This is a genomic window from Variovorax sp. V15 (genome assembly GCF_041154425.1).
In the GTDB taxonomy this organism is placed as follows: Bacteria; Pseudomonadota; Gammaproteobacteria; order Burkholderiales; family Burkholderiaceae_C; genus Variovorax; species Variovorax guangxiensis.
Genome location: NZ_AP028659.1, coordinates 39,054 through 57,188, shown reverse-complemented (window position 1 = coordinate 57,188; position 18,135 = coordinate 39,054). Strand labels below are relative to the sequence as shown.

The following is an 18,135-nucleotide window of genomic DNA, read 5'->3' as shown; positions in this document are numbered from 1 at the left end:
TGAACACACTCGCCACGGAGTCATCGTCATGAACAACACGGCTCTTTCCTCTTCCTCCTCCGCGCCGCAACCGGCCGAGCGCCTGCCGCTGAGCCTGGGCTGGCTCGCGCTGGGCGCCTTCGCCATCGGCACCGAGAGCTTCATGGTCGCGGGGCTGCTGCCGGTGCTGGCAGCCGACCTGCAGATCAGCGCCGCGCGCGCCGGGCAGCTGGTGCTGCTGTTCGCGCTGAGCTATGCGATCGGCTCGCCGCTGATGGCCGCGCTGCTGGCGCGCTTCGGCCGCCGCCGGCTGCTGGTTGTCAGCCTCGCGGCCTTCTCTGGGCTGACGCTGGCGGCCTCGATGGCGCACGGCTTCGTACAGCTGGCGCTGGCGCGCGTAGCGCTGGGGCTGGTGGCTGGCGTGTTCCTGCCGACGGCGAGCGCGGTGGCGGCGGTGATGGTGTCGCCCGCGCTGCGCGGGCGGGCGCTGGCCATCGTGACCGGCGGCGGCACCGTGGCGGTGGCGCTCGGCGTGCCGCTGGGCGCGTGGATCGCGGGCTGGGGCGGCTGGCGCACGGCCTACCTGCTGATCGCGGCGGTGGCGGCGCTCGCCACCTGGGGCCTCGCGCTGGGGCTGCCGCGCGAACTGGCGCAGGCACCGGTCGCCGAAAAGCGCGCACCGGCCTTCGCCATCGCCCGCGAACCGGGCGTGCTGCCAGGGCTGCTGGTCAGCCTGCTGTGGGCCACGGGCGGCTTCAGCTTCTACACCTACATCGCGCTTTTCCTGTCGCACACGCTGGGCTTCGGCGCGGAGGGCACGGGCGCGGTGTTCTTCGCCATCGGCGTGGCGGCGGCCATCGGCACCGCGGCCGGCGGCTGGGCCACCGACCGCTTCGGCGCCGACCGCATGGCGCAGGGTTTCGCGCTGATGCTGGTGCTGATCCTGGGCGGGCTGTCGTTCGCGGCGCAGATGCTGCCGCACGGGCTGGCGCTGCCGGCGATCGTGGGCCTGTCGGCGCTCTGGGGCTTCGCGGGCTGGGGTTTCGGGCCGGCGCAGGCGGTGCGGCTGATCCGGCTGGCGCCGGAGCGCGCGCCGATGACGCTGTCGCTCAACGCCTCGGCGATCTACCTGGGCATCGCCGCGGGTTCGGGGCTGGGCGGGGTGGCGATCGAGCTGTTCGGCGTCGGCACGGTGGGCTGGGTGGGGGCGGCCTGCCAGTTCGCCGGCCTGATGCTGCTGCGCGCCGCACGCCGGGCGCGCGCGGCTGGCGCCACTCCTGCGAAGCTATGCTTTCGATAGCAAATAGCGCTTGCACAACGGCCCTTCGGGGCCTTTTTCTTTTGGGCGTTGTTTTAAGACAAGCAACTGTCATGCCCTGCAAGCTATAATGTCGGGTTCGTTTCGATACCACGACGAAGAATTTCGTCAATCCCGCCTGCAAGCTGCGCTGCTCCCGGACTCTCCGGCCTCCCGCTCGGCAAGCCGGCATTCACAGTGTGTTGGAGCGCCAGACCGGCGCCCATGATGGCCACCACTGCCGTCGTTCCTGTTGAAGCGAATCGCGCGTCCGTCTCGCGCTCCCGTGCGCGGGCTGAAACAATCACACCAATTCAATCTCCAACACACATCGAACGAACGATTCAGAGGTAAGCACAGATGCCAAAGGAAGAACTGATCGAAATGAACGGCGCGGTGACCGAAGTCCTGCCGGACTCGCGCTACCGCGTCACGCTGGACAACGGCCATCAGCTGATCGCTTACAGCGGCGGCAAGATGCGCAAGCACCACATCCGCATCCTTGCCGGCGACAAGGTGTCGCTCGAGCTCTCGCCCTACGACCTGACCAAGGGCCGCATCACCTTCCGCCACCTGGAGCGCCGCGGCCCGCCGCCGACGAACTCCGGCGGCTCCGGCAACAACAACGCACCCCGCCGCTGATACGCCACCGACCGAAGGCCTTGCGACGCTCCCCAGGGGCGCCGCAAGGCCTTTGTCATTCGCGCGTCTCTCGGCCTTCGAACCATGACCACCCCTGATTCCACGGCCGGCGACAACGGCTTCTCCGCGCTGGCGCTCTCGCCGCAGATGCTGGCCAACCTCACGCAGCTCGGCTACACGCAGATGACGCCCATCCAGGCGGCCGCGCTGCCGCCGGCGCTGCTCGGCAAGGACCTGATCGCGCAGGCCAAGACCGGCAGCGGCAAGACCGCCGCCTTCGCCCTCGCACTGCTTTCCAACCTGAACCCGCGCCGCTTCGCGGTGCAGGCGCTGGTGCTGTGCCCGACGCGCGAACTGGCCGACCAGGTCACGACCGAGATCCGCCGCCTCGCGCGCGCCGAGGAGAACATCAAGGTGGTCACGCTGTGCGGCGGCGTCGCGCTGCGCGGGCAGGTGGCCAGCCTGGAGCACGGCGCGCACATCGTGGTGGGCACGCCGGGGCGCATCATGGACCACCTCGAGCGGGGGAACCTGGACCTCGAAGCGCTCAACACCCTGGTGCTCGACGAGGCCGACCGCATGCTCGACATGGGCTTCTTCGACGACATCGTGAAGGTGGCGCGCCAGTGCCCATCGGCGCGCCAGACGCTGCTGTTCTCGGCCACGTACCCCGAAGGCATCGCGAAGCTGGCGCAGCAGTTCATGAAGAGCCCCGAGCAGATCGCGGTGCAGTCGCAGCACGAGGGCAGCAAGATCCGCCAGCGCTGGTACGAGGTGGCAGACCACGAGCGCCTGCACGCCGTGAGCCTGCTGCTCGACCACTTCCGCCCCGTGAGCACGCTGGCTTTCTGCAACACCAAGCAGCAGTGCCGCGACCTCGTCGAGGTGCTGCGCGCCCAGGGCTTCAGCGCGCTGGCCCTCTTCGGCGAGCTGGAGCAGCGCGAGCGCGACCAGGTGCTGGTGCAGTTCGCCAACCGCAGCTGCTCGGTGCTGGTGGCCACCGACGTGGCGGCGCGCGGGCTCGACATCGCACAGCTCGAAGCCGTGATCAACGTCGACGTGACGCCCGATGCCGAAGTGCACATCCACCGCGTCGGCCGCACCGGCCGCGTGGGGCAGCAGGGCGCCTCGGAAGGCCTGGCGCTGAACCTGGCGAGCATGGACGAGATGGGCAGCGTCGGAAAGATCGAGCAGCTGCAAGGCCGCGAATCCGAATGGCACCCGGTGGCCGAGCTCACGCCGGGCAAGGGCGCGCCGCTGCAGCCGCCGATGGCCACGCTGCAGATCGTGGGCGGGCGCAAGGAGAAGATCCGCGCCGGCGACGTGCTGGGCGCGCTGACCGGCGAATGCGGCTATGCCAAGGAGCAGGTCGGCAAGATCAACGTCAACGAGTTCTCGACCTACGTGGCGGTGGACCGCGCCATCGCGGCGGAAGCAGTGCGCAAGCTCTCCAGCGGCCGCGTGAAAGGCAAGTCGGTCAAGGTGCGGCTCATCTAGGACTCGCCCCCAGGCTTCGCGCACTTCGTGTCGCTTCTCCAACCCCCTACCGGGGGCGGGCCGGCCGCTTCGGGCGGCCGTGCGCGGCGGCCCTCACGAAGATGCGGCGCCCTTCGGAACCGATTGCGGCGTGGTCAAAGCTGCGGCCTCCGCATGCGCCGAGGTCGGCGCCACCGGCGCGTCGAGCACCGGGGCCGGTGCGGCGTCCGGCGCCGGCAGCTCCTGCCGCGCCAGCTTCGCGGCCAGCCGGAACGCGACGATCACCGCCAGCAGCCCGAAGATCGACGAGCCCACGGCCTGGCCGATCAGCACCCCGGCCGCGCCGTAGTGCGAGCCCCACCAGGCGAACGGAATGGTGCCCAGCGTGGCGCGCCCCCAGTTGAACGCGGTCGACAGCAGCGGATGCCCGAGGTTGTTGAACGACGCGTTCGCCACGAACAGTCCGCCCGCGAAGAAGAAGCTCGCGGCCAGCCAGCTGCAGAAGAGCGAGATCAGCTGCGCCGCCTGCCCGTCGGCCGAGAACGCGCGGATGATCACGCCCTGCCCAAGCGCCAGCACCAGCCACGCCACGGCCACCGACACCACCATGAAGAGCAGGCTGTCGCGCAGCCCCTCCTGCACGCGTCGGAACTGCCCCGCGCCCAGGTTCTGCGCGAGGATCGGCCCGACCGCGCCGCTGAGCGCATAGACCAGCCCGAAGGCCACCGGCGTCAGCCGGTCGATGGTGGCCGCGCCCGCCACCGCCGAAGGCCCGAACTGCGCGACCGAATGCGTGACGAAGGCCGCGCCCACCGGCGTCGCGAGATTCGTCAGCACCGCCGGAGCCGCCACCGTGCCGAGCGCGCGCGCATCGTCGGCGAGCCTGCGCGGCTCGAAGCGCCCGAGCATGCGGTGCCGCACGATCACGCCGTGCAGGCCGACGGCCGCGAGCACGATGCGCGAGACCACCGCGCTGATGGCCGCGCCGTCGAGCCCCAGTCCGAAGCCGAAGATCAGGATCGGATCGAGCGCCGCCGTCACGAAGGCGCCGCCGAGCGTCACCGTCATCGCGCGGCGCGCATCGCCGATGGAGCGCAGCAGCGCCGAGGTCGCCATGCCGATGCCCAGCAGCGGCAGCGTGTGCACCGTCACCGAGAGGTAGCGATGCGCGAGCCGCGCCGTCTCGCCCTGGGCGCCGAGCGCATGCAGCGCCGGGTGCAGGAAGAACGCGGTGCCCGTGCCCGCCACCACGGCCAGCGCCGTCATCAGCACGAGGCTGGACGTGGCGATGCGGCGCGCATCCTCAGCGCGCCCCGCGCCCACGGTGCGCGACACCACCGCCGCGATGCCGATCGTCAGCCCGATGCACAGCGACGCATGGAAGAAGCCCACCACGCCCGCGAAGCCGATTGCCGCGGCGATCTCCTTCTCGCCCAGCAGCGAGATGTAGAACAGGTTGATGAGGTCGACCGCGAACACCGCGATCAGACCGATGGCGCCCGTGCCGGCCATCACGCAGACATGGCGCATCAGCGAGCCAGAAACGAAGCGTGCGCGCCCGATACCACCCGCCGTTGCGGTTATTGGCATGTGAAATTCCCGATGTGGCCTAATTGCAGGTTCGAACATTCACTTTTACCCGAGCTTTTCATGCCCAAGACATTCCGTACCGAAGCCGAACGCGTTGCCACCCCGAAGCCGACGCCGCTGCCCGGCTACACCGTGCCGCGCTCCGGTGGCGGCCAGAAGGTCAGCCTCGAACGCGGCACCGCCACGCGCAGCAAGAAGAACCCCGGCAAGCGCGCCAAGAAGGGCGGCTGATCCGGCCTTCGGCCAGCCGGCTCCCTGAAGGAGCCACGACGAACGCGCCCCAGGGCGCGTTTTGTCATTGGGGCGCGCCGCCCCGAGCCTTCCCCCGAGACCCGCGATGTCCGACGACAACCAGATCCTCATCCCGCCCTCGTTCTTCGCGGTCTACACCGATGCGCGCCAGCGCCTGAGCGAGCCCATCGGCGTGGTGCGCGAGCGCTACGAGATCTGCGAGGACCTCGCCAGCCACCTCGTGGGCCATGCGCAGATCCAGCACCACACCGAGGTGCCGGTCGAAGGCGAGATCCTGCGGCGCATCCACGCCGGCCTGTTGGCGCCCGAATCGGGCGTGTCGGCGGCCGAGGCCGCCTGGGTCGTGCGGCGGCTGGCGGAGCTGCTGGGCTGGGAAGAGCCCGAGCTGCCCGAACCGAAATCCGACGCCAGCTGAAACCGCAGGAGCGACCACCGTGCTGCTGAAGGTCGGAGAACTCGCCCGGCACACCGGCCTCACGGTGCGCACGCTGCACCACTACGACGCCATCGGCCTGCTGGCGCCCTCCGCGCGCTCCGAGGCCGGCTACCGGCTCTACAACGCGGCCGACATCGCCCGCCTGCATGCCATCCAGGCGCTGCGGCTGCTGGGCCTGCCGCTGGCGGAAATCGGCGCGGTGCTCGGCACGGAAAGCGATGCGCTGCCATCCATCCTCCGGCGCCAGATGGCTTCGCTCGACCAGCAGATCGCGCAAGCCACCGCCCTGCGCGAACGGCTCGGCCTGCTCGAGCAGCGCCTGGCCGAAGGCGCCCAGCCCGACATGAAGGACTGGCTCGCCACGCTGGAGCAGATGACCACCTACGGCCGCTACTTCAGCCCTGCCGAGATCCGGTCGCTCATGGCCAACTGGAAGCTCGTGGCCGAGCGCTGGCCGCCGCTGGTGGCCGAGGTGGCGGCGCTGATGGCGCGGGGCGTGCCTGCCGACTCGCTGGAAGTGCAGCCGCTGGCCGCGCGCTGGATGACGCTGATGGGCCAGTGGATGGACGGCAACTACGACCTCGTCACGCGCTGGGGCGAGATGTACCGCCGCGAACCCGTGGCGCGCCGCGAAGACGGGCCTTCCACGGAGCTGGTCGACTACATCGGCGAGGCCATCGGCATCCGCATGGCCGCGCTGCTGCGCCACATGCGCACCGACGACTTCGCGCGGCTGGGCCCGCCGCCCGAGGACGAATGGCGGCGGCTCGCGGCCGAACTCGCTGCCCTGCAGGCGCGCGGCGTTCCGCCCGAAGACGAAGCCGTGCAGGCCATCGCGCGCGAATGGGCGCGCCTGTTCGACGCCTTCACCGACCACGACCCCGGCATCGGCGCCCGGCTGATGCAGGCGATGGCGGCCGAACCGGTGCTGCAGGCCACCGCCGTCACCACGCCTGCGGTGCGCGACTACCTGCTGCGCGCGATGAATCCCGCGACGGCCCCGCGCAGCGCTTGACCCTGACGTTGCGTGAGGCCCGACAGTGGCCGCATGAACAACGCACACACCACCCAGGCCCCCCAGCGGCTGCACGCGCTCGACAACCTACGCGCCCTCATGATGTGGCTCGGCATCGTGCTGCACGTCGCGATCAACCACCTCACCATCGACTCGCCGTTGCCGTGGCGCGATCCAAAGACGTCGCCGCTGGCCGACCTGCTGCTGCTGTTCATCCACAGCTTCCGCATGCCGGTGTTCTTCGTGCTGGCCGGCTTCTTCGTGGCGCTGCTGGCCGAGCGGCGCGGCGCGAACGGCATGCTGAAGAACCGCTGCCTGCGGCTCGCGCTGCCCTTCGCGATCTTCTGGCCGCCGCTTTTCGTGGCAACCACGGTGCTGGCGATGGTCTACATCCACCTGACGGTGCGCGGCGTGCCGGGCATCGACGCCGTGCTGACACCCGCGCGGCAGGCCAGCGGCTCGCCCTTCAACACCATGCACCTGTGGTTCCTGTACCAGCTGTTCTGGCTCAGCGTGCTGGCGTGGGCCGGCATGCGGGTCCGGCGCTTCGTGCCGGCGCGGGTACGCGAGGCGCTGGCCTCCGGCTTCACCGGGCTGATGGCGCGGCGCTGGGGTTTCGCGGTGCTGGCGCTGCCGCTGGCCTTTGTCGGCATGCTCTATCCGTCGGGCATGGTCACGGAAAGCGGCTCGTTCCTGCCGCCGCTGGCCGAATGGATGCAGAGCGGCCTCTTCTTCGTGGCCGGCTGGTACTTGCATGGCCAACAGGAGCGGCTGCTGGCGCTGTTCGCGGCGCGGTGCAAGGGCTGCGCGGCGGCGGGCCTCGCCTTCCTCGTTGCAACCGTGCTGCTGCTGGGTGCCTCGCGCGGCGGCAGCCTGCATCGTGTGCCGAACCCCGAGTTCTGGATCGCCTTCGCCTACAACGCCACCGCGTGGCTCTGGAGCATGGCGCTGATCGGCGGCTTCGTGCGCTACCTGCCGCGCCAGAACGCGGTGCTGGCCTATCTGTCGCAAAGCTCGTACTGGGTGTACCTGGTGCACATGCTGGGCACCGTGGGCTTCGGCATCCTGCTGTTCAACGCGCCGCTGGGCGCGGTCGCGAAGATGGGGCTGAACATCGCGGCCACCTCGCTGGCGTCGCTCGCGAGCTACCAGCTGCTGGTGCGCCGCACGCCCGTCGGCAGGCTGCTGAACGGTCAGCGCCCCGAAAGCCGCTCGACCAGGAAATCGACGAAGGCGCGTGTCTTCGCCGCGAGGTGACGCGAGGGGTACACGGCGTAGATCGGCGTGCGGTCGGCCTCCCAGTCTTCGAGCACCGCCTCCAGCCGCCCCGAGGCCAGCTCGGCCTCGACATAGATGCGCGGGACAAGGCTCAGGCCGAAGCCCGCGAGCAGCGCGTCGCGCACGGCGATGCTGGAGCCGACCTTGTAGCGCCCGTCGATGTGCACCGACACGCTGCGGCCGGCGCGCGCGAAGGTCCATTTGTTGGCGTGGCCCGAGAGCGTGAACTGCACGCACTCGTGGTTCTTCAGGTCGCCGGGCTGTCCGGGCCGGCCGGCGATGGCGAAGTAGGCGGGGGCGCCGCACAGCACGTGGTCCATGGTCATGAGCTCGCGCGCGACGAGGCTCGAATCCTCGAGCCGGTCGCTGCCCCTTATGGCGAGGTCGTAGCCCTCGCCGATGATGTCGACGCGGGCATCTTGCAGGTTCAGCTCCAGCCGCAGGTTCGGGTGGCGGGCCATGAACTCGGGAACGGCCGGCGACAGCAGGGTGAGCGCGAAGGTCAGCGGCGCGCTCACGCGCAGCACGCCGCCGGGGCTGCTGCCCATGGGCGCCAGCGCGGCGTCGGCCTCGGCGAGCTCGTCGAGGATGCGCGACAGCCGCTCGTGGTACGCCGCGCCGGCCTCGGTCAGGCTCATCTGCCGGGTGGTGCGGTTGATGAGCCGCACCTTCAGATGCGCCTCCAGCTCCGCGATGTTCTTGCTGACGGCCGCCGCCGAAAGCCCCATCTGCCGCGCGGCGCCGGCGAAGCTGCCGCTGGAGGCGGCCGTGCGGAAGACTTTGAGGGCGGTGAGGTGGTCCATGCCTTATTGACGACTGCCGGTAAAGAATCAATTCATTATTCGGACATTCACAACCGCCGGTCAACTCACTAGATTCGAGGCATGACCAGCCGCACCACCGACATCCTCCTCACCGCCACGGCGCCCGCCATCTGGGGCAGCACCTACATCGTCACTACCGAGCTATTGCCCGCCAACTACCCGCTGACGGTGGCGCTGCTTCGCGCGCTGCCTGCCGGCCTGCTGCTGCTCGCGATCGTGCGGCAGCTGCCCGAACGCGCATGGTGGGGCCGCATCCTGCTGCTGGGCGCGCTGAATTTCTCGGTGCTGTGGGCGATGCTGTTCCTCGCGGCCTACCGGCTGCCGGGCGGGGTGGCGGCCACCATCACCTCGGTGCAGCCGCTGATGGTGGTGTTCCTGGCCAGCTTCTTCCTCGGTTCGCAGGTGCGCGCGCTGTCGGTGATGGCGGCGGTGGTCGGCATCGGCGGGGTGGCGCTGCTGGTGCTGACGCCGAACGCGGCGCTCGATGCGCTCGGCATCGCGGCCGCCATCGCCGCGGCGGTGTCGATGGCCTTCGGCACGGTGCTGAGCCGGCGCTGGCAGCCGCCGGTGTCGGCGCTGACCTTCACGGCCTGGCAGCTCACCGCCGGCGGCCTTCTGCTCCTGCCGGTGGCGCTGCTGCTGGAGCCGCCGCTGCCCGCGCTCACGCTGCACAACTGGATCGGCTTCGGCTGGCTCGGCCTGGCGGGCGCCGCGCTGACCTACATCGTGTGGTTCCGCGGCGTGGCGCGGCTGGAGCCCTCGACCATCGCGCCGCTGGCCTTCCTGAGCCCGGTGACGGCGGTGATCCTCGGCTGGGCGCTGCTCGGCCAGGCGCTCTCGACGTGGCAGGTGCTGGGCATCTTCATCGTGATCGCGAGCATCTGGCTGAGCCAGCATGCGCAGCGCGGCGCGCAGCCGCCGAAGGTGCGCACCGCGCCGGCGGGCGTGCGCTGAAGGAAGGCCAGGCTGCGGCCGTGGCTCGTGCAGCTGCCCGGGGTGCCGGGGCAGCGAACGAAGTCCTTCGGCCTGCTTTTTTTCTCTTTGGCTAGTTGTCGATGATCTTGCGCGCGAAGACCTCGAGGTAGTCCATCAGCCGGTTGGCGCCAGCCGTGGCGGCCGCTTCGTCGCCCGTCGCGATGCCGCGCGCCAGCTGCAGGTGCGCGTTCGCACCCTCGACGATCTCGCCCTCGTGCTGGTAGGCGTACCAGAAGCGCCGGCACTGCACGATGGGCGGGATCACCGCGCGCACCGCCGAGTCGTTGTGGCTCGCCTGGTGGTTGACGAGATCCAGCGCGCGGTCGGCCTGCATGTAGTCGTTGAGGTCGCCGCGGCCCGCGGCCTCGACCATCGCCTCGGCGCAGCGCACGATCTCCTGGCGCTGCCGCGCGGTGGCGCGGCGCGCCGAGCAGGCGGCGATCAGCAGTTCGAGCACCCGCCGCGTCTGGATCACGTCCAGGTGGTCGGCCAGGTCGATGGCCGACACCAGCAGCCCGCGCCGGGGCTGCTGCACGATGAGGCCGATGGACACCATGCGCATCAGCGCCTCTCGCACCGGCGTGCGGCCCAGGCCAGTGCGCTCGGCGAGTTCGGCCTCGACGATCTGGCTGCCGGGCTGCAGCTGCATGGTGGACAACAGCGTCTCGATGGCGTCGTAGGCCTCGTCGGCGGCGCGGCGCTTCGGCTGGGGACGGGGTGCGACGGTGTTCTTCGGGGAGGCCATGGTCTTGTTCTGCGGATGCGGCAGCGTCATTGTCGGGCGTCCGCGCCTTCGCCCGCGAGGCCAGCGAGCGTGGCGATGCGCACCGGCGACAGCGGCGGGCGCGGCGCTGGCGGTGTCCATCCGAAGAGGAACTGCGCCGCGTCACCGCACACGCGCCCCTGGCAGGCGCCCATGCCGCAGCGGCGGTGCAGCTTGGCGTCGGTCCAGCCGCTGCAGTCTTTCAGCGCGGAGAAAGGCACGTCCTCGCAGCGGCACACGAGCGTGTCGGGCCGGGGCAAGGTGCGGATGTCGGCATGCAGCGCGAAGCTGCGGTGCAGCTGCGTGGCGAAGGCATCCCAGCGGGCGCGTTCGCCTTCGTGGGCGGCGGCGGCACGCTCGTTGCCCACCGCCGCATGGCCGGCGATGCTGCCCTGCGCCAGCGCACGCTCGCTGCCGCCGAAGCCGGTGCACTCGCCCGCCGCGAAGATGCCGGGCACGCTGGTGGCCTGCCGCGCATCGACCTGTAGGCCCCGCGCGCTGAAGCCGTCCGAAGCCAGCGCGCAGCCGAGCATGCGGCCGAGCTGCGTGTTGGGCACCAGGCCGAAGCCGCAGGCGATGCGGTCGCAGGCGATCTCCACCTCCTTGCCGTTACCTCGGCGCAGGCGCACCGACTCGACCTGCGCGGCGCCACCCGCCGAGACCACGTGCGACGAAGTGCGATAGCAAGGGTCGGCCAGCGTGACGGCCTGTGCCGCCTTGCCGGGCCAGCGCGCGAGGCTGGCACCGAAGCGTGCGACCGAGGCGAACGAAGCCTGCTCGGCGATGCGCAGCACCTTGGCGCCCGCCGAACGCGCGGTGGCTGCGGCGGCAAGCAGAAGCGGTCCGCTGCCCGCGACGACGATGCGCTCGCCCTCGACCGGCAGGCCGGCCTTGATGAGCGCCTGCAGCCCGCCCGCACCGGTCACGCCCGGCAGCGTCCAGCCGGGAAAGGGCAGCAGCAGTTCGCGCGCGCCGGTGCAGAGGACGAGCTTGCCCCATCGCATGCGCACGGCGCCGTCGGCGTCTTCGAGCAGCAGCTCGCCGGGCGAGGGCGCAGCGACCACGCGCGCGCCGCTGCGCACGCGGATGTTGGCGTGGCGTTCGAGCGCATCGCGCCACTTGCGCGCGGCGGGCGGCAGCCTGGTACCGGGGCCGTCGCGCCAGATCTGTCCGCCGGGCGCGGGGTTGTCGTCGATCACGACGATCGATGCGCCGCTCGGTGCGGCCGCAACAGCCGCCGCCATGCCGGCAGGGCCGGCGCCGATGACGAGCACGTCGCAGCGCTCGGGCACGACGCCGTTCATTCCAAAGTCTCCACGCGCATGCCCTCGGCGCACACCGTCTGGCACGCGAGCCTGCGTTTGCCGTCGATCAGCACGCGGCACTCCTGGCACACGCCCATGCCGCAGAAGGGCGCGCGCGGCTGGCCCGTGACCGACGTGCGCGCGACGCCCATGCCGCCGGCCACGCGCAGCGCGGCGGCGACCGAGCTGCCTGCCTGCACGCGGACCGGATGGCCGTCGATGTGCAGCAGGGTGTGGCCGTTGTTCATGCGGCCTCCCGCAGGCCGCGCGGCGCATAGGGTGCGGCGTCGAAACCGGGTGCCGCGCCGGTCATCAGCGCGGCGAGCAAATGCGCACTGCCGGGCGCGGTGGTCACGCCCAGGCCTTCGTGGCCGACGGCGAGCCAGAGCTTCTCGCGCCATGGGTGCTTGCCCAGCAACGGCAGGCCGTCGGGCGAGGCCGCGCGCATGCCGGTCCACGAACGCAGCGCGTTGAGGCTGGCGAGCCCCGGCAGGTATTCCAGGGCGCGCTGGAGCATGCGCGCCAGCATCGGCGCTTCCACGGCCGCGTCGGTGGTGTCGAACTGGCGCGAGGAGCCGATCAGCAGCTGCCCCGTGGGACGCGGCTGCACGTTGAAGGCGACCGAGTCGCCCTCGCTGTGGTGCGCACTGGTGACGTAGCCGAGCTCGACGAGCTGGTGATGCACCGTGCCCGGATAGCGGTCGGTGATGAGCAGGTGGCCCTTCTTCGGACGGATCGGCAGCTCGGGGCAGAGCGTGGTCGCCTGGATGCCGTTGGCGAGCACGACCTGCGACGCGGCGCGGCGGCTGCCGTCGGCCAGTCGCAGCGCGCCGCCGTCCTCGATGGCATCGACCTTCGCCTGCTCGACGCGGACCGATGCCGCCTGCTGGGCGAGCAGCCAGCGCGCCGCGTTGGGTGCGTAGAGGATGCCGTCGCCCGGCACTTCGAGCGCACCGGCGAGGCCATTGCGCAGCGCGGGCTCGGCGGCCGCGAGCTGGTGCGCGTCGAGCAGGCGGCTGTCGATGCCGTGCGCTCGAAGCCGCTGCTGCTTGCGTTCGGCCTCGGCCATCTCCTCGTCGCTGGCGGCGATCCACAGCGTGCCGCAGGGGCTGTATGCGCAGTCTTCGCTCATGCGCGGCGCGAGCTCGCGCCATTGCGCGATCGAACGGCGGCTCAGCTCGAGCTCGGCCGGGTTGTCGTCCATCGCCACGAGGTGGCCCATGCCCGCGCCGGTGGCGCCGCCGATGCCCGCGTCGAGCACCAGCACCTTCGCACCGGCTTGAGCGAGCGCATGCGCGCACGCGGCGCCGACGATGCCGGCGCCGATGATGATGACGTCCGCGTCCATTGCGCCCGTCGTGCCCGTGGTCAGAGCCGGATGCCCCAGCCGAAGGGGTCGGCGTCGTCGATCAGCAGCGTCGCCTCGGCGCTGATGTGCGCGCGGCCGCGCAGCGTGGGAATGACGCGGCCTTCGCCGTCGAGCGCATAGCTGGCCTCGAAGACGCTGCCGATCACGCTGGCCTGCTTCCACACTTCGCCCGGCGCGAGCTTGCCGTCGGCCGCCAGGCAGGCGATCTTGGCGCTGGTGCCGGTGCCGCAGGGCGAGCGGTCGTAGGCGTTGCCGGGGCACAGCACGAAGTTGCGGCTGTCGGCACCCTCGCTGCCGTCGGCGAAGAGTTCGATGTGGTCGATCTCCGCGCCGTCGGCACCGGTGATGCCCTGCGCCGACAGGGCCTTGCGCAGCGCGGCGGTGTAGTCGGTGAGCGCGGCGAGGTTGTCGCTCGCCACGCGCTGGCCGTGCTCGCTCACCAGGAAGAACCAGTTGCCGCCCCAGGCCACGTCGCCGCGCACGGTGCCGTGGCCCGGCAGCTCGACCGCCGCCTGCCGCAGGTGCCTGTAGGCGGGCACGTTGCGCACGCTGACCGAGCCGTCTTCGTGCAGCGTGGTGGTCACGGTGCCCACGGGCGTCTCGATGCGGTGCTCGCCCACGCCGATGCGCCCCATGTGCGCGAGGCTGGCCACCAGCCCGATGGTGCCGTGGCCGCACATGCCGAGGTAGCCGGCGTTGTTGAAGAAGACGACGCCCGCAGCCGCATCGGCCGAGAGGGGCTCGCACAGCAGCGCGCCCACCACCACATCGCTGCCGCGCGGCTCCAGCACGGCGGCGGCGCGCCACCTGTCGTGCCGCTCGGCCAGCAGCGCGCGGCGCTCGGCCATGCTGCCCTTGCCCAGGTCGGGGAAGCCCCCGACCACCAGGCGCGTGGGCTCGCCGCCCGTGTGTGAGTCGATGACCTGGATGCGCTGCATGTTCTTCGCTTCGGATCAGTAGCTGGCGATGGGCACCGGCGCCGCGTTCTTGAAGGTGAACACGGTGATCGGCGCCTGCTTCATGTTGCCCTTGTCGTCGTAGGCGTAGGTGGCGGCCACGCCCTTGTAGGTGGCCTTGTAGAGCTCGGCGCCGACCTTGTCGGGGTCGATGGAGTTGGCCTTCTTCATCGACTCGCCGATGAAGAGCACCTGGTCGTAGTACGAGGCGGCGTAGGCGTCGGGATCGACGTTGAAGCGCTTCTTGAACTTCTCCTTGAAGGCCGGGCCGCTCTGCGCCTTCTCGAGGATGGAGCCGCCCTGCGCGCAGAACACCAGGTCGTTGACCGCGTCGCCGCCGAGCTTGCCGGTGGCGGGGCTGCAGACGGTGTCGCCGCCCAGCAGCTTGCCGGGCACGGCGAGCTGCTTCATCTGGCGTGCCATGGGCGCGGCCTGCGGGGCGTAGCCGCCGAAGAAGATGGCCTCGGGCGCCTTGGCCTTCATGTTGGTGAGGATGGCGGTGAAGTCCACGGCCTTGTCGGTGGTGAACTCCTGGCCGACCACGGTGAGGCCCTGCTTCTTCGCTTCCTTGGTGAATTCTTCGGCGAGGCCCTGGCCGAAGGCGGTGCGGTCGTCGATCACGCCGACCTTCTTGAGCTTCATCTCCTTGGCCGCATACACGGCCATGGCGCCGCCGATCTGGTTGTCGCTCGCGATGATGCGGTAGAGGTTCTTGTAGCCGCCCTGGGTGACCTTCGGGTTGGTGCCCACGGTCGAGACCATGGTGCCGCCGTCGCTGTAGACGCGCGAAGCCGGAATGGCCACGCCCGAGCAGTACGGGCCCATGACGAACTTGACGCCGTCGTCCACGAACTTCTGCGCCACGCTCACGCCGGTCTTGGCGTCGCACTGGTCGTCTTCGGAGACCAGCTCGAACTTCAGCGTCTTGCCGCCGACCACGAGCTTCTTCGCGTTGAGCTCCTCGATGGCGAGGCGCACGCCGTTTTCATTGTCCTTGCCCGCGAAGGCGTTGGGGCCCGAGAGAGGACCGCTGTGGCCGATCTTGACCACCTGCTCCTGCGCATGCGCCTGGCCGGCGAGGGCCAGGGCTGCGAGACCGAGAAACGAAACCATGCCTGCTTTTGTCTTCATGCTTCTTCCTGCTGGGTTGGGGACGATGAAAAACACGCGGCCGGCAGCCGACCGGTAAGCCGGTGCCGGCGCGCCGTCGGTTTATTACATGACCGACTGGTATTGAACAGGCCTCGTCGCGAGCGCCTTCTTCACGATGCCTTCGATGAACTCGCGCTCGGCGCCGATGAGCGGCAGGCGCGGGCGGCGCATGTGCTCGGTGCCCACGCCCACGAGCGCGTCGATGAGCTTGAGGTTCTGCACCAGCTTGGTCGACACGTCGAGGTGCAGCATGGGCGTCATCCACTGGTACAGCTTGAGCGCCTCGGCGAACTTGCCGGCCTTCATCAGGTCGTAGAGCGCCACGGTCTCGCGCGGGAAGGCACAGCCCACGCCCGCCAGCAGGCCGTCGCAGCCCAGCGCCAGGCCCTCGTAGGCGAGATCGTCGACGCCGAGGAAGAGCTGGTAGCGGTCGCCCACGGTGTTGCGCAGGTCGGTGATGCGGCGGATGTCGTCGGTGCTTTCCTTGATGGCGGCGATCCATTCGCAGTCGGCCAGCTCGGCCATGTGCGCAGGCTTCAGGTCGACGCGGTAGGCCACCGGGTTGTTGTAGACCATGATGGGTTTCTGCGCCGCGTTGGCGATGGTGCGCACGTTGAGCATCGCCTCGCGCGCGTCGGCCACGTAGATCACCGAGGGCATCACCATGAAGCCGGCCACGCCGAGCCTGTTGGCGCCGTCGACGTAGCGCAGCGCCTCGCGGGTGCTGGTTTCCGAGACGTTGGCCAGCACGGGGATGCGGCCGTCGGCGGCTTCGAGCGCGATCTTCGCGACCTGCAGCTTCTCCTCCAGCGTCAGCGTGCTGGCCTCGCCGAGCGAGCCGCAGGTGACGAGGCCGTGGATGCCGTTGCGGATCTGGAAGTCGATGTGCCGGGCCGTGCCCTCGGCGTCGATGCTCTCGTCGGCGTTGAACTTGGTGGTGACGGCGGGAAAGACGCCCTGCCAGCGGGGATTGCTCACTTGATCGCTCCTTCGGATGTGCGGTGGAAAACGCCACACTCTAAATATATTAAGGATATACGGTCAAGATACTTTTGGGGCAAGCGCTCTTTTGCGTCGCGTTCTTCTGTGATGCGGAGGAGGCGGCGCAGGGCGCGCGGCCCTGGCCCTGCAGGAGGTCCGCCCGCCTACTTGCGGCCGTCGGCGGGACGCAGCACGCCGCGCTGGAGCGTGACTGGCTTGCCGATCGGCGGCGCGGTCTTCGTCTCGACCGTGCGCAGCCGGCCGTCGTCCATGCGCACGCCCACCTCGTAGACGGTGACGGTGCGGACGTGCTTCTCGATGGCATTGCCGGCAAAACCGCCGCCCACAGCTCCCAGCACCGTGGTGGCGACGCGGCCGTTGCCGTGGCCGAACTGGTTGCCGACGAGGCCGCCGACCACACCACCGGTGACGGCTCCCACGCCGGTGGTCTTCTGCTGGCGCTGCACCGGCCGGACCGACTCGACGCGGCCGCAGACCGCGCAAGCGGGCGCGGCCGGCATGGCGGGCGCAGGCTCGGCAGCCGCAACCGTCGTCGAGTTCGCGGGAGCGGGCGCCGCCTGCGGCACGGCGGCCATCGACCGCGGGGCCGTGCCGGCTGCACCAGCGTATCCACCGACGGCAGGCGGCATGGCAGGCGCGGGTGGCATGGCTTCGGGCTTGAAGTCGTCGGGCGCCGGGGCGGTCGCCGCGGCGACCACGGGCGTGGATGCAGGCGCGGCCGTTTCCTGCCCTTGCCTGTGCAGCAGCACCCCGCCCAGCGCCGCGACCGCGATGGCCAGCACGCCGATCACGGCCCAGAGCACCTTGGGCGATCCGCCCGCGCGCATGGCCGCAGGCTGTTCGAGGGGCGACGTCGAATTCATGGAAAGTCCTTTCCGCCCCCCGCGCACGGTGCGCCGGAGGCACCGCCAGAGCATGGCTTTGGAGGATGCGGAGTTCAATCCGCCGGCGTCCTACAGGCACATAGGGCGGGGCGCCGAAGCAGCAGCGGATCAGCCCGCCCGCGCCATGCCCGCGATCGGCTCCAGCGCGAGCAGGGTCAGTTGCCCGTAGCCCACGTGCAGCCAGCCTTCGGCCTGCATGTGCTGCAGCGCGAGGTTGCAGCGCTGGCGCGAGACGCCGGCGATGGCGGCGAGCTCGTCCTGCGCGATGGGCAGGTGGATCAGCCCGAGCGGGTTGTTCAGCGGATGGGCCAGCCCGCACAGCGCATTCGCCACGCGCGCGGGGCCGCGCATCAGCCGCACGTCGCCCACGTGGTCCATGAAGTAGTGCAGGCGCTCATTGATCTGGCCGTAGATGAAGTCCTTGAAGGGCGGATGCTCCTGCAGCAGGCGGGCGAAGTCGTCCTGCGGCAGCAGCGCCACACGGCTGTCGCGCAGCGCCACGTAGTCGGCATGGCGGGGCTTGCCGCGCAGCAGCGCGCCCTCGCCGAACCAGCAGCCCGGCAGGATGCCGCCGAGCGTGGAACTGCGGCCGTCGGCGGCGAGCACCGAGGTCTTGAGCAGCCCCTCCATCAGCCCGAACCAGGCCGACGGGATCTCGCCGCGCCGCGCCAGCAGCTGGCCGCGCGACACCCGGTGCTCGCGCATGCGCTCCATCACCCGCTTGCGCAGCGGCGCGGGAAAGGGCGCGCTCCACGACGACAGGCGAAGCAGCTCGTCGATGCCGAAGCCCGCGGGTCCATCCGCCCTCGGGCGCCGGGAAGGCGGCGGATGCGATGCGCCCTGGCGATGCGCTTTCCGCAGTTCGTCTGGCTTCTTTTCCAACGGGCAAACCCTTAAGTCAAATGTCTCATTTTCAACAGTATCGCTTCCGCATCGCCCGA

The 18,135-nt window shown here is 70.5% G+C and carries 19 protein-coding genes; 8 read left to right on the top strand and 11 right to left on the bottom strand.

Translation table 11 applies throughout. The features are described 5' to 3' along the window. Positions 1-28 precede the first annotated feature (28 nt). From ACAM57_RS00295 to dbpA, 3 genes are all read left to right on the top strand, one after another. Entirely contained in the window at positions 29-1,279 is a 1,251-nt protein-coding gene (locus ACAM57_RS00295) for an MFS transporter (RefSeq protein WP_369660331.1), read from the top strand. A 357-nt stretch (positions 1,280-1,636) separates the two neighbouring features. Continuing rightward, a complete protein-coding gene (infA, locus tag ACAM57_RS00290) occupies positions 1,637-1,918 on the top strand; it encodes a translation initiation factor IF-1 (protein ID WP_176665307.1) in 282 nt (93 codons plus the stop codon). Between the two features lie 84 nt (positions 1,919-2,002). After that, positions 2,003-3,415, top strand: coding sequence for an ATP-dependent RNA helicase DbpA (gene dbpA, locus ACAM57_RS00285; protein WP_369660330.1), 1,413 nt, complete (start codon positions 2,003-2,005; stop codon positions 3,413-3,415). A 93-nt stretch (positions 3,416-3,508) separates the two neighbouring features. Here dbpA and ACAM57_RS00280 read toward each other — a convergent pair whose 3' ends face one another. After that, on the bottom strand, positions 3,509-4,984 hold the full coding sequence (locus tag ACAM57_RS00280; protein WP_369660329.1) for an MATE family efflux transporter: 1,476 nt from the start codon (positions 4,982-4,984) through the stop codon (positions 3,509-3,511). A 60-nt stretch (positions 4,985-5,044) separates the two neighbouring features. On the opposite strand from ACAM57_RS00280, the gene ACAM57_RS00275 reads away from it, so the two are divergent. The 4 genes from ACAM57_RS00275 to ACAM57_RS00260 all read left to right on the top strand — a co-directional run bounded on the left by ACAM57_RS00275 (position 5,045) and on the right by ACAM57_RS00260 (position 7,944). After that, entirely contained in the window at positions 5,045-5,215 is a 171-nt protein-coding gene (locus ACAM57_RS00275) for a hypothetical protein (protein WP_164546861.1), read from the top strand. Between the two features lie 106 nt (positions 5,216-5,321). Next, positions 5,322-5,651, top strand: a complete 330-nt coding sequence (locus ACAM57_RS00270) for a hypothetical protein (protein WP_369660328.1) — start codon at positions 5,322-5,324, stop codon at positions 5,649-5,651. Between the two features lie 19 nt (positions 5,652-5,670). Continuing rightward, positions 5,671-6,687: a TipAS antibiotic-recognition domain-containing protein gene (locus ACAM57_RS00265; RefSeq protein WP_369660327.1), complete on the top strand. Its 1,017-nt coding sequence runs from the start codon at positions 5,671-5,673 to the stop codon at positions 6,685-6,687. A 33-nt stretch (positions 6,688-6,720) separates the two neighbouring features. Further along, on the top strand, positions 6,721-7,944 hold the full coding sequence (locus ACAM57_RS00260) for an acyltransferase family protein (RefSeq protein WP_369660326.1): 1,224 nt from the start codon (positions 6,721-6,723) through the stop codon (positions 7,942-7,944). Here the strand turns inward: ACAM57_RS00260 and ACAM57_RS00255 are convergent. After that, entirely contained in the window at positions 7,881-8,768 is an 888-nt protein-coding gene (locus tag ACAM57_RS00255; RefSeq protein ID WP_369660325.1) for a LysR family transcriptional regulator, read from the bottom strand. The two genes, ACAM57_RS00260 and ACAM57_RS00255, sit on opposite strands and share 64 nt — an antisense overlap. An 81-nt stretch (positions 8,769-8,849) precedes the next feature. On the opposite strand from ACAM57_RS00255, the gene ACAM57_RS00250 reads away from it, so the two are divergent. Next, positions 8,850-9,743: an EamA family transporter gene (locus ACAM57_RS00250; RefSeq protein ID WP_369660324.1), complete on the top strand. Its 894-nt coding sequence runs from the start codon at positions 8,850-8,852 to the stop codon at positions 9,741-9,743. A 91-nt stretch (positions 9,744-9,834) separates the two neighbouring features. On the opposite strand, the gene ACAM57_RS00245 is transcribed toward ACAM57_RS00250, so the two are convergent. The 9 genes from ACAM57_RS00245 to ACAM57_RS00205 form a co-directional block, all read right to left on the bottom strand. Further along, the gene (locus ACAM57_RS00245) at positions 9,835-10,509 is read right to left on the bottom strand and encodes a GntR family transcriptional regulator (protein WP_126021001.1); all 675 of its coding nucleotides are present in this window, start codon (positions 10,507-10,509) and stop codon (positions 9,835-9,837) included. A 26-nt stretch (positions 10,510-10,535) separates the two neighbouring features. Next, the gene (locus ACAM57_RS00240) at positions 10,536-11,831 is read right to left on the bottom strand and encodes an FAD-dependent oxidoreductase (protein WP_369660323.1); all 1,296 of its coding nucleotides are present in this window, start codon (positions 11,829-11,831) and stop codon (positions 10,536-10,538) included. Continuing rightward, positions 11,828-12,079 (bottom strand): (2Fe-2S)-binding protein, encoded by a 252-nt coding sequence (locus ACAM57_RS00235; protein ID WP_369660322.1) that lies wholly within the window; start codon positions 12,077-12,079, stop codon positions 11,828-11,830. The genes ACAM57_RS00240 and ACAM57_RS00235 overlap by 4 nt, the downstream gene beginning before the upstream one ends. Beyond that, entirely contained in the window at positions 12,076-13,179 is a 1,104-nt protein-coding gene (locus ACAM57_RS00230) for an NAD(P)/FAD-dependent oxidoreductase (protein ID WP_369660321.1), read from the bottom strand. Before ACAM57_RS00230 ends, ACAM57_RS00235 begins: the two co-directional genes overlap by 4 nt. Positions 13,180-13,199: 20 nt before the next feature. Then, on the bottom strand, positions 13,200-14,138 hold the full coding sequence (locus ACAM57_RS00225) for a 4-hydroxyproline epimerase (RefSeq protein WP_369660320.1): 939 nt from the start codon (positions 14,136-14,138) through the stop codon (positions 13,200-13,202). Positions 14,139-14,153: 15 nt separating this feature from the next. Further along, positions 14,154-15,287 (bottom strand): branched-chain amino acid ABC transporter substrate-binding protein, encoded by a 1,134-nt coding sequence (locus tag ACAM57_RS00220; RefSeq protein ID WP_126020994.1) that lies wholly within the window; start codon positions 15,285-15,287, stop codon positions 14,154-14,156. Positions 15,288-15,371: 84 nt separating this feature from the next. After that, positions 15,372-16,286, bottom strand: coding sequence for a dihydrodipicolinate synthase family protein (locus ACAM57_RS00215; protein WP_369660319.1), 915 nt, complete (start codon positions 16,284-16,286; stop codon positions 15,372-15,374). Between the two features lie 167 nt (positions 16,287-16,453). After that, positions 16,454-17,173 carry a glycine zipper 2TM domain-containing protein gene (locus ACAM57_RS00210; protein WP_369660318.1) on the bottom strand — a complete coding sequence of 240 codons (720 nt, stop codon included), beginning with the start codon at positions 17,171-17,173 and terminating at the stop codon, positions 16,454-16,456. Positions 17,174-17,302: 129 nt separating this feature from the next. Then, positions 17,303-18,076 carry a Crp/Fnr family transcriptional regulator gene (locus ACAM57_RS00205; protein ID WP_184639237.1) on the bottom strand — a complete coding sequence of 258 codons (774 nt, stop codon included), beginning with the start codon at positions 18,074-18,076 and terminating at the stop codon, positions 17,303-17,305. Positions 18,077-18,135 lie beyond the last annotated feature (59 nt).

Bases quoted from the DNA above. Each gene is read 5' to 3' on its own strand.
- ACAM57_RS00295 (WP_369660331.1), top strand. From the start codon at position 29: ATGAACAACACGGCTCTTTCCTCTTCCTCCTCCGCGCCGCAACCGGCC.
- infA (WP_176665307.1), top strand. From the start codon at position 1,637: ATGCCAAAGGAAGAACTGATCGAAATGAACGGCGCGGTGACCGAAGTC.
- dbpA (WP_369660330.1), top strand. From the start codon at position 2,003: ATGACCACCCCTGATTCCACGGCCGGCGACAACGGCTTCTCCGCGCTG.
- ACAM57_RS00280 (WP_369660329.1), bottom strand. From the start codon at position 4,984: ATGCCAATAACCGCAACGGCGGGTGGTATCGGGCGCGCACGCTTCGTT.
- ACAM57_RS00275 (WP_164546861.1), top strand. From the start codon at position 5,045: ATGCCCAAGACATTCCGTACCGAAGCCGAACGCGTTGCCACCCCGAAG.
- ACAM57_RS00270 (WP_369660328.1), top strand. From the start codon at position 5,322: ATGTCCGACGACAACCAGATCCTCATCCCGCCCTCGTTCTTCGCGGTC.
- ACAM57_RS00260 (WP_369660326.1), top strand. From the start codon at position 6,721: ATGAACAACGCACACACCACCCAGGCCCCCCAGCGGCTGCACGCGCTC.
- ACAM57_RS00255 (WP_369660325.1), bottom strand. From the start codon at position 8,768: ATGGACCACCTCACCGCCCTCAAAGTCTTCCGCACGGCCGCCTCCAGC.
- ACAM57_RS00250 (WP_369660324.1), top strand. From the start codon at position 8,850: ATGACCAGCCGCACCACCGACATCCTCCTCACCGCCACGGCGCCCGCC.
- ACAM57_RS00245 (WP_126021001.1), bottom strand. From the start codon at position 10,509: ATGGCCTCCCCGAAGAACACCGTCGCACCCCGTCCCCAGCCGAAGCGC.
- ACAM57_RS00240 (WP_369660323.1), bottom strand. From the start codon at position 11,831: ATGAACGGCGTCGTGCCCGAGCGCTGCGACGTGCTCGTCATCGGCGCC.
- ACAM57_RS00235 (WP_369660322.1), bottom strand. From the start codon at position 12,079: ATGAACAACGGCCACACCCTGCTGCACATCGACGGCCATCCGGTCCGC.
- ACAM57_RS00230 (WP_369660321.1), bottom strand. From the start codon at position 13,179: ATGGACGCGGACGTCATCATCATCGGCGCCGGCATCGTCGGCGCCGCG.
- ACAM57_RS00225 (WP_369660320.1), bottom strand. From the start codon at position 14,138: ATGCAGCGCATCCAGGTCATCGACTCACACACGGGCGGCGAGCCCACG.
- ACAM57_RS00220 (WP_126020994.1), bottom strand. From the start codon at position 15,287: ATGAAGACAAAAGCAGGCATGGTTTCGTTTCTCGGTCTCGCAGCCCTG.
- ACAM57_RS00210 (WP_369660318.1), bottom strand. From the start codon at position 17,173: ATGAATTCGACGTCGCCCCTCGAACAGCCTGCGGCCATGCGCGCGGGC.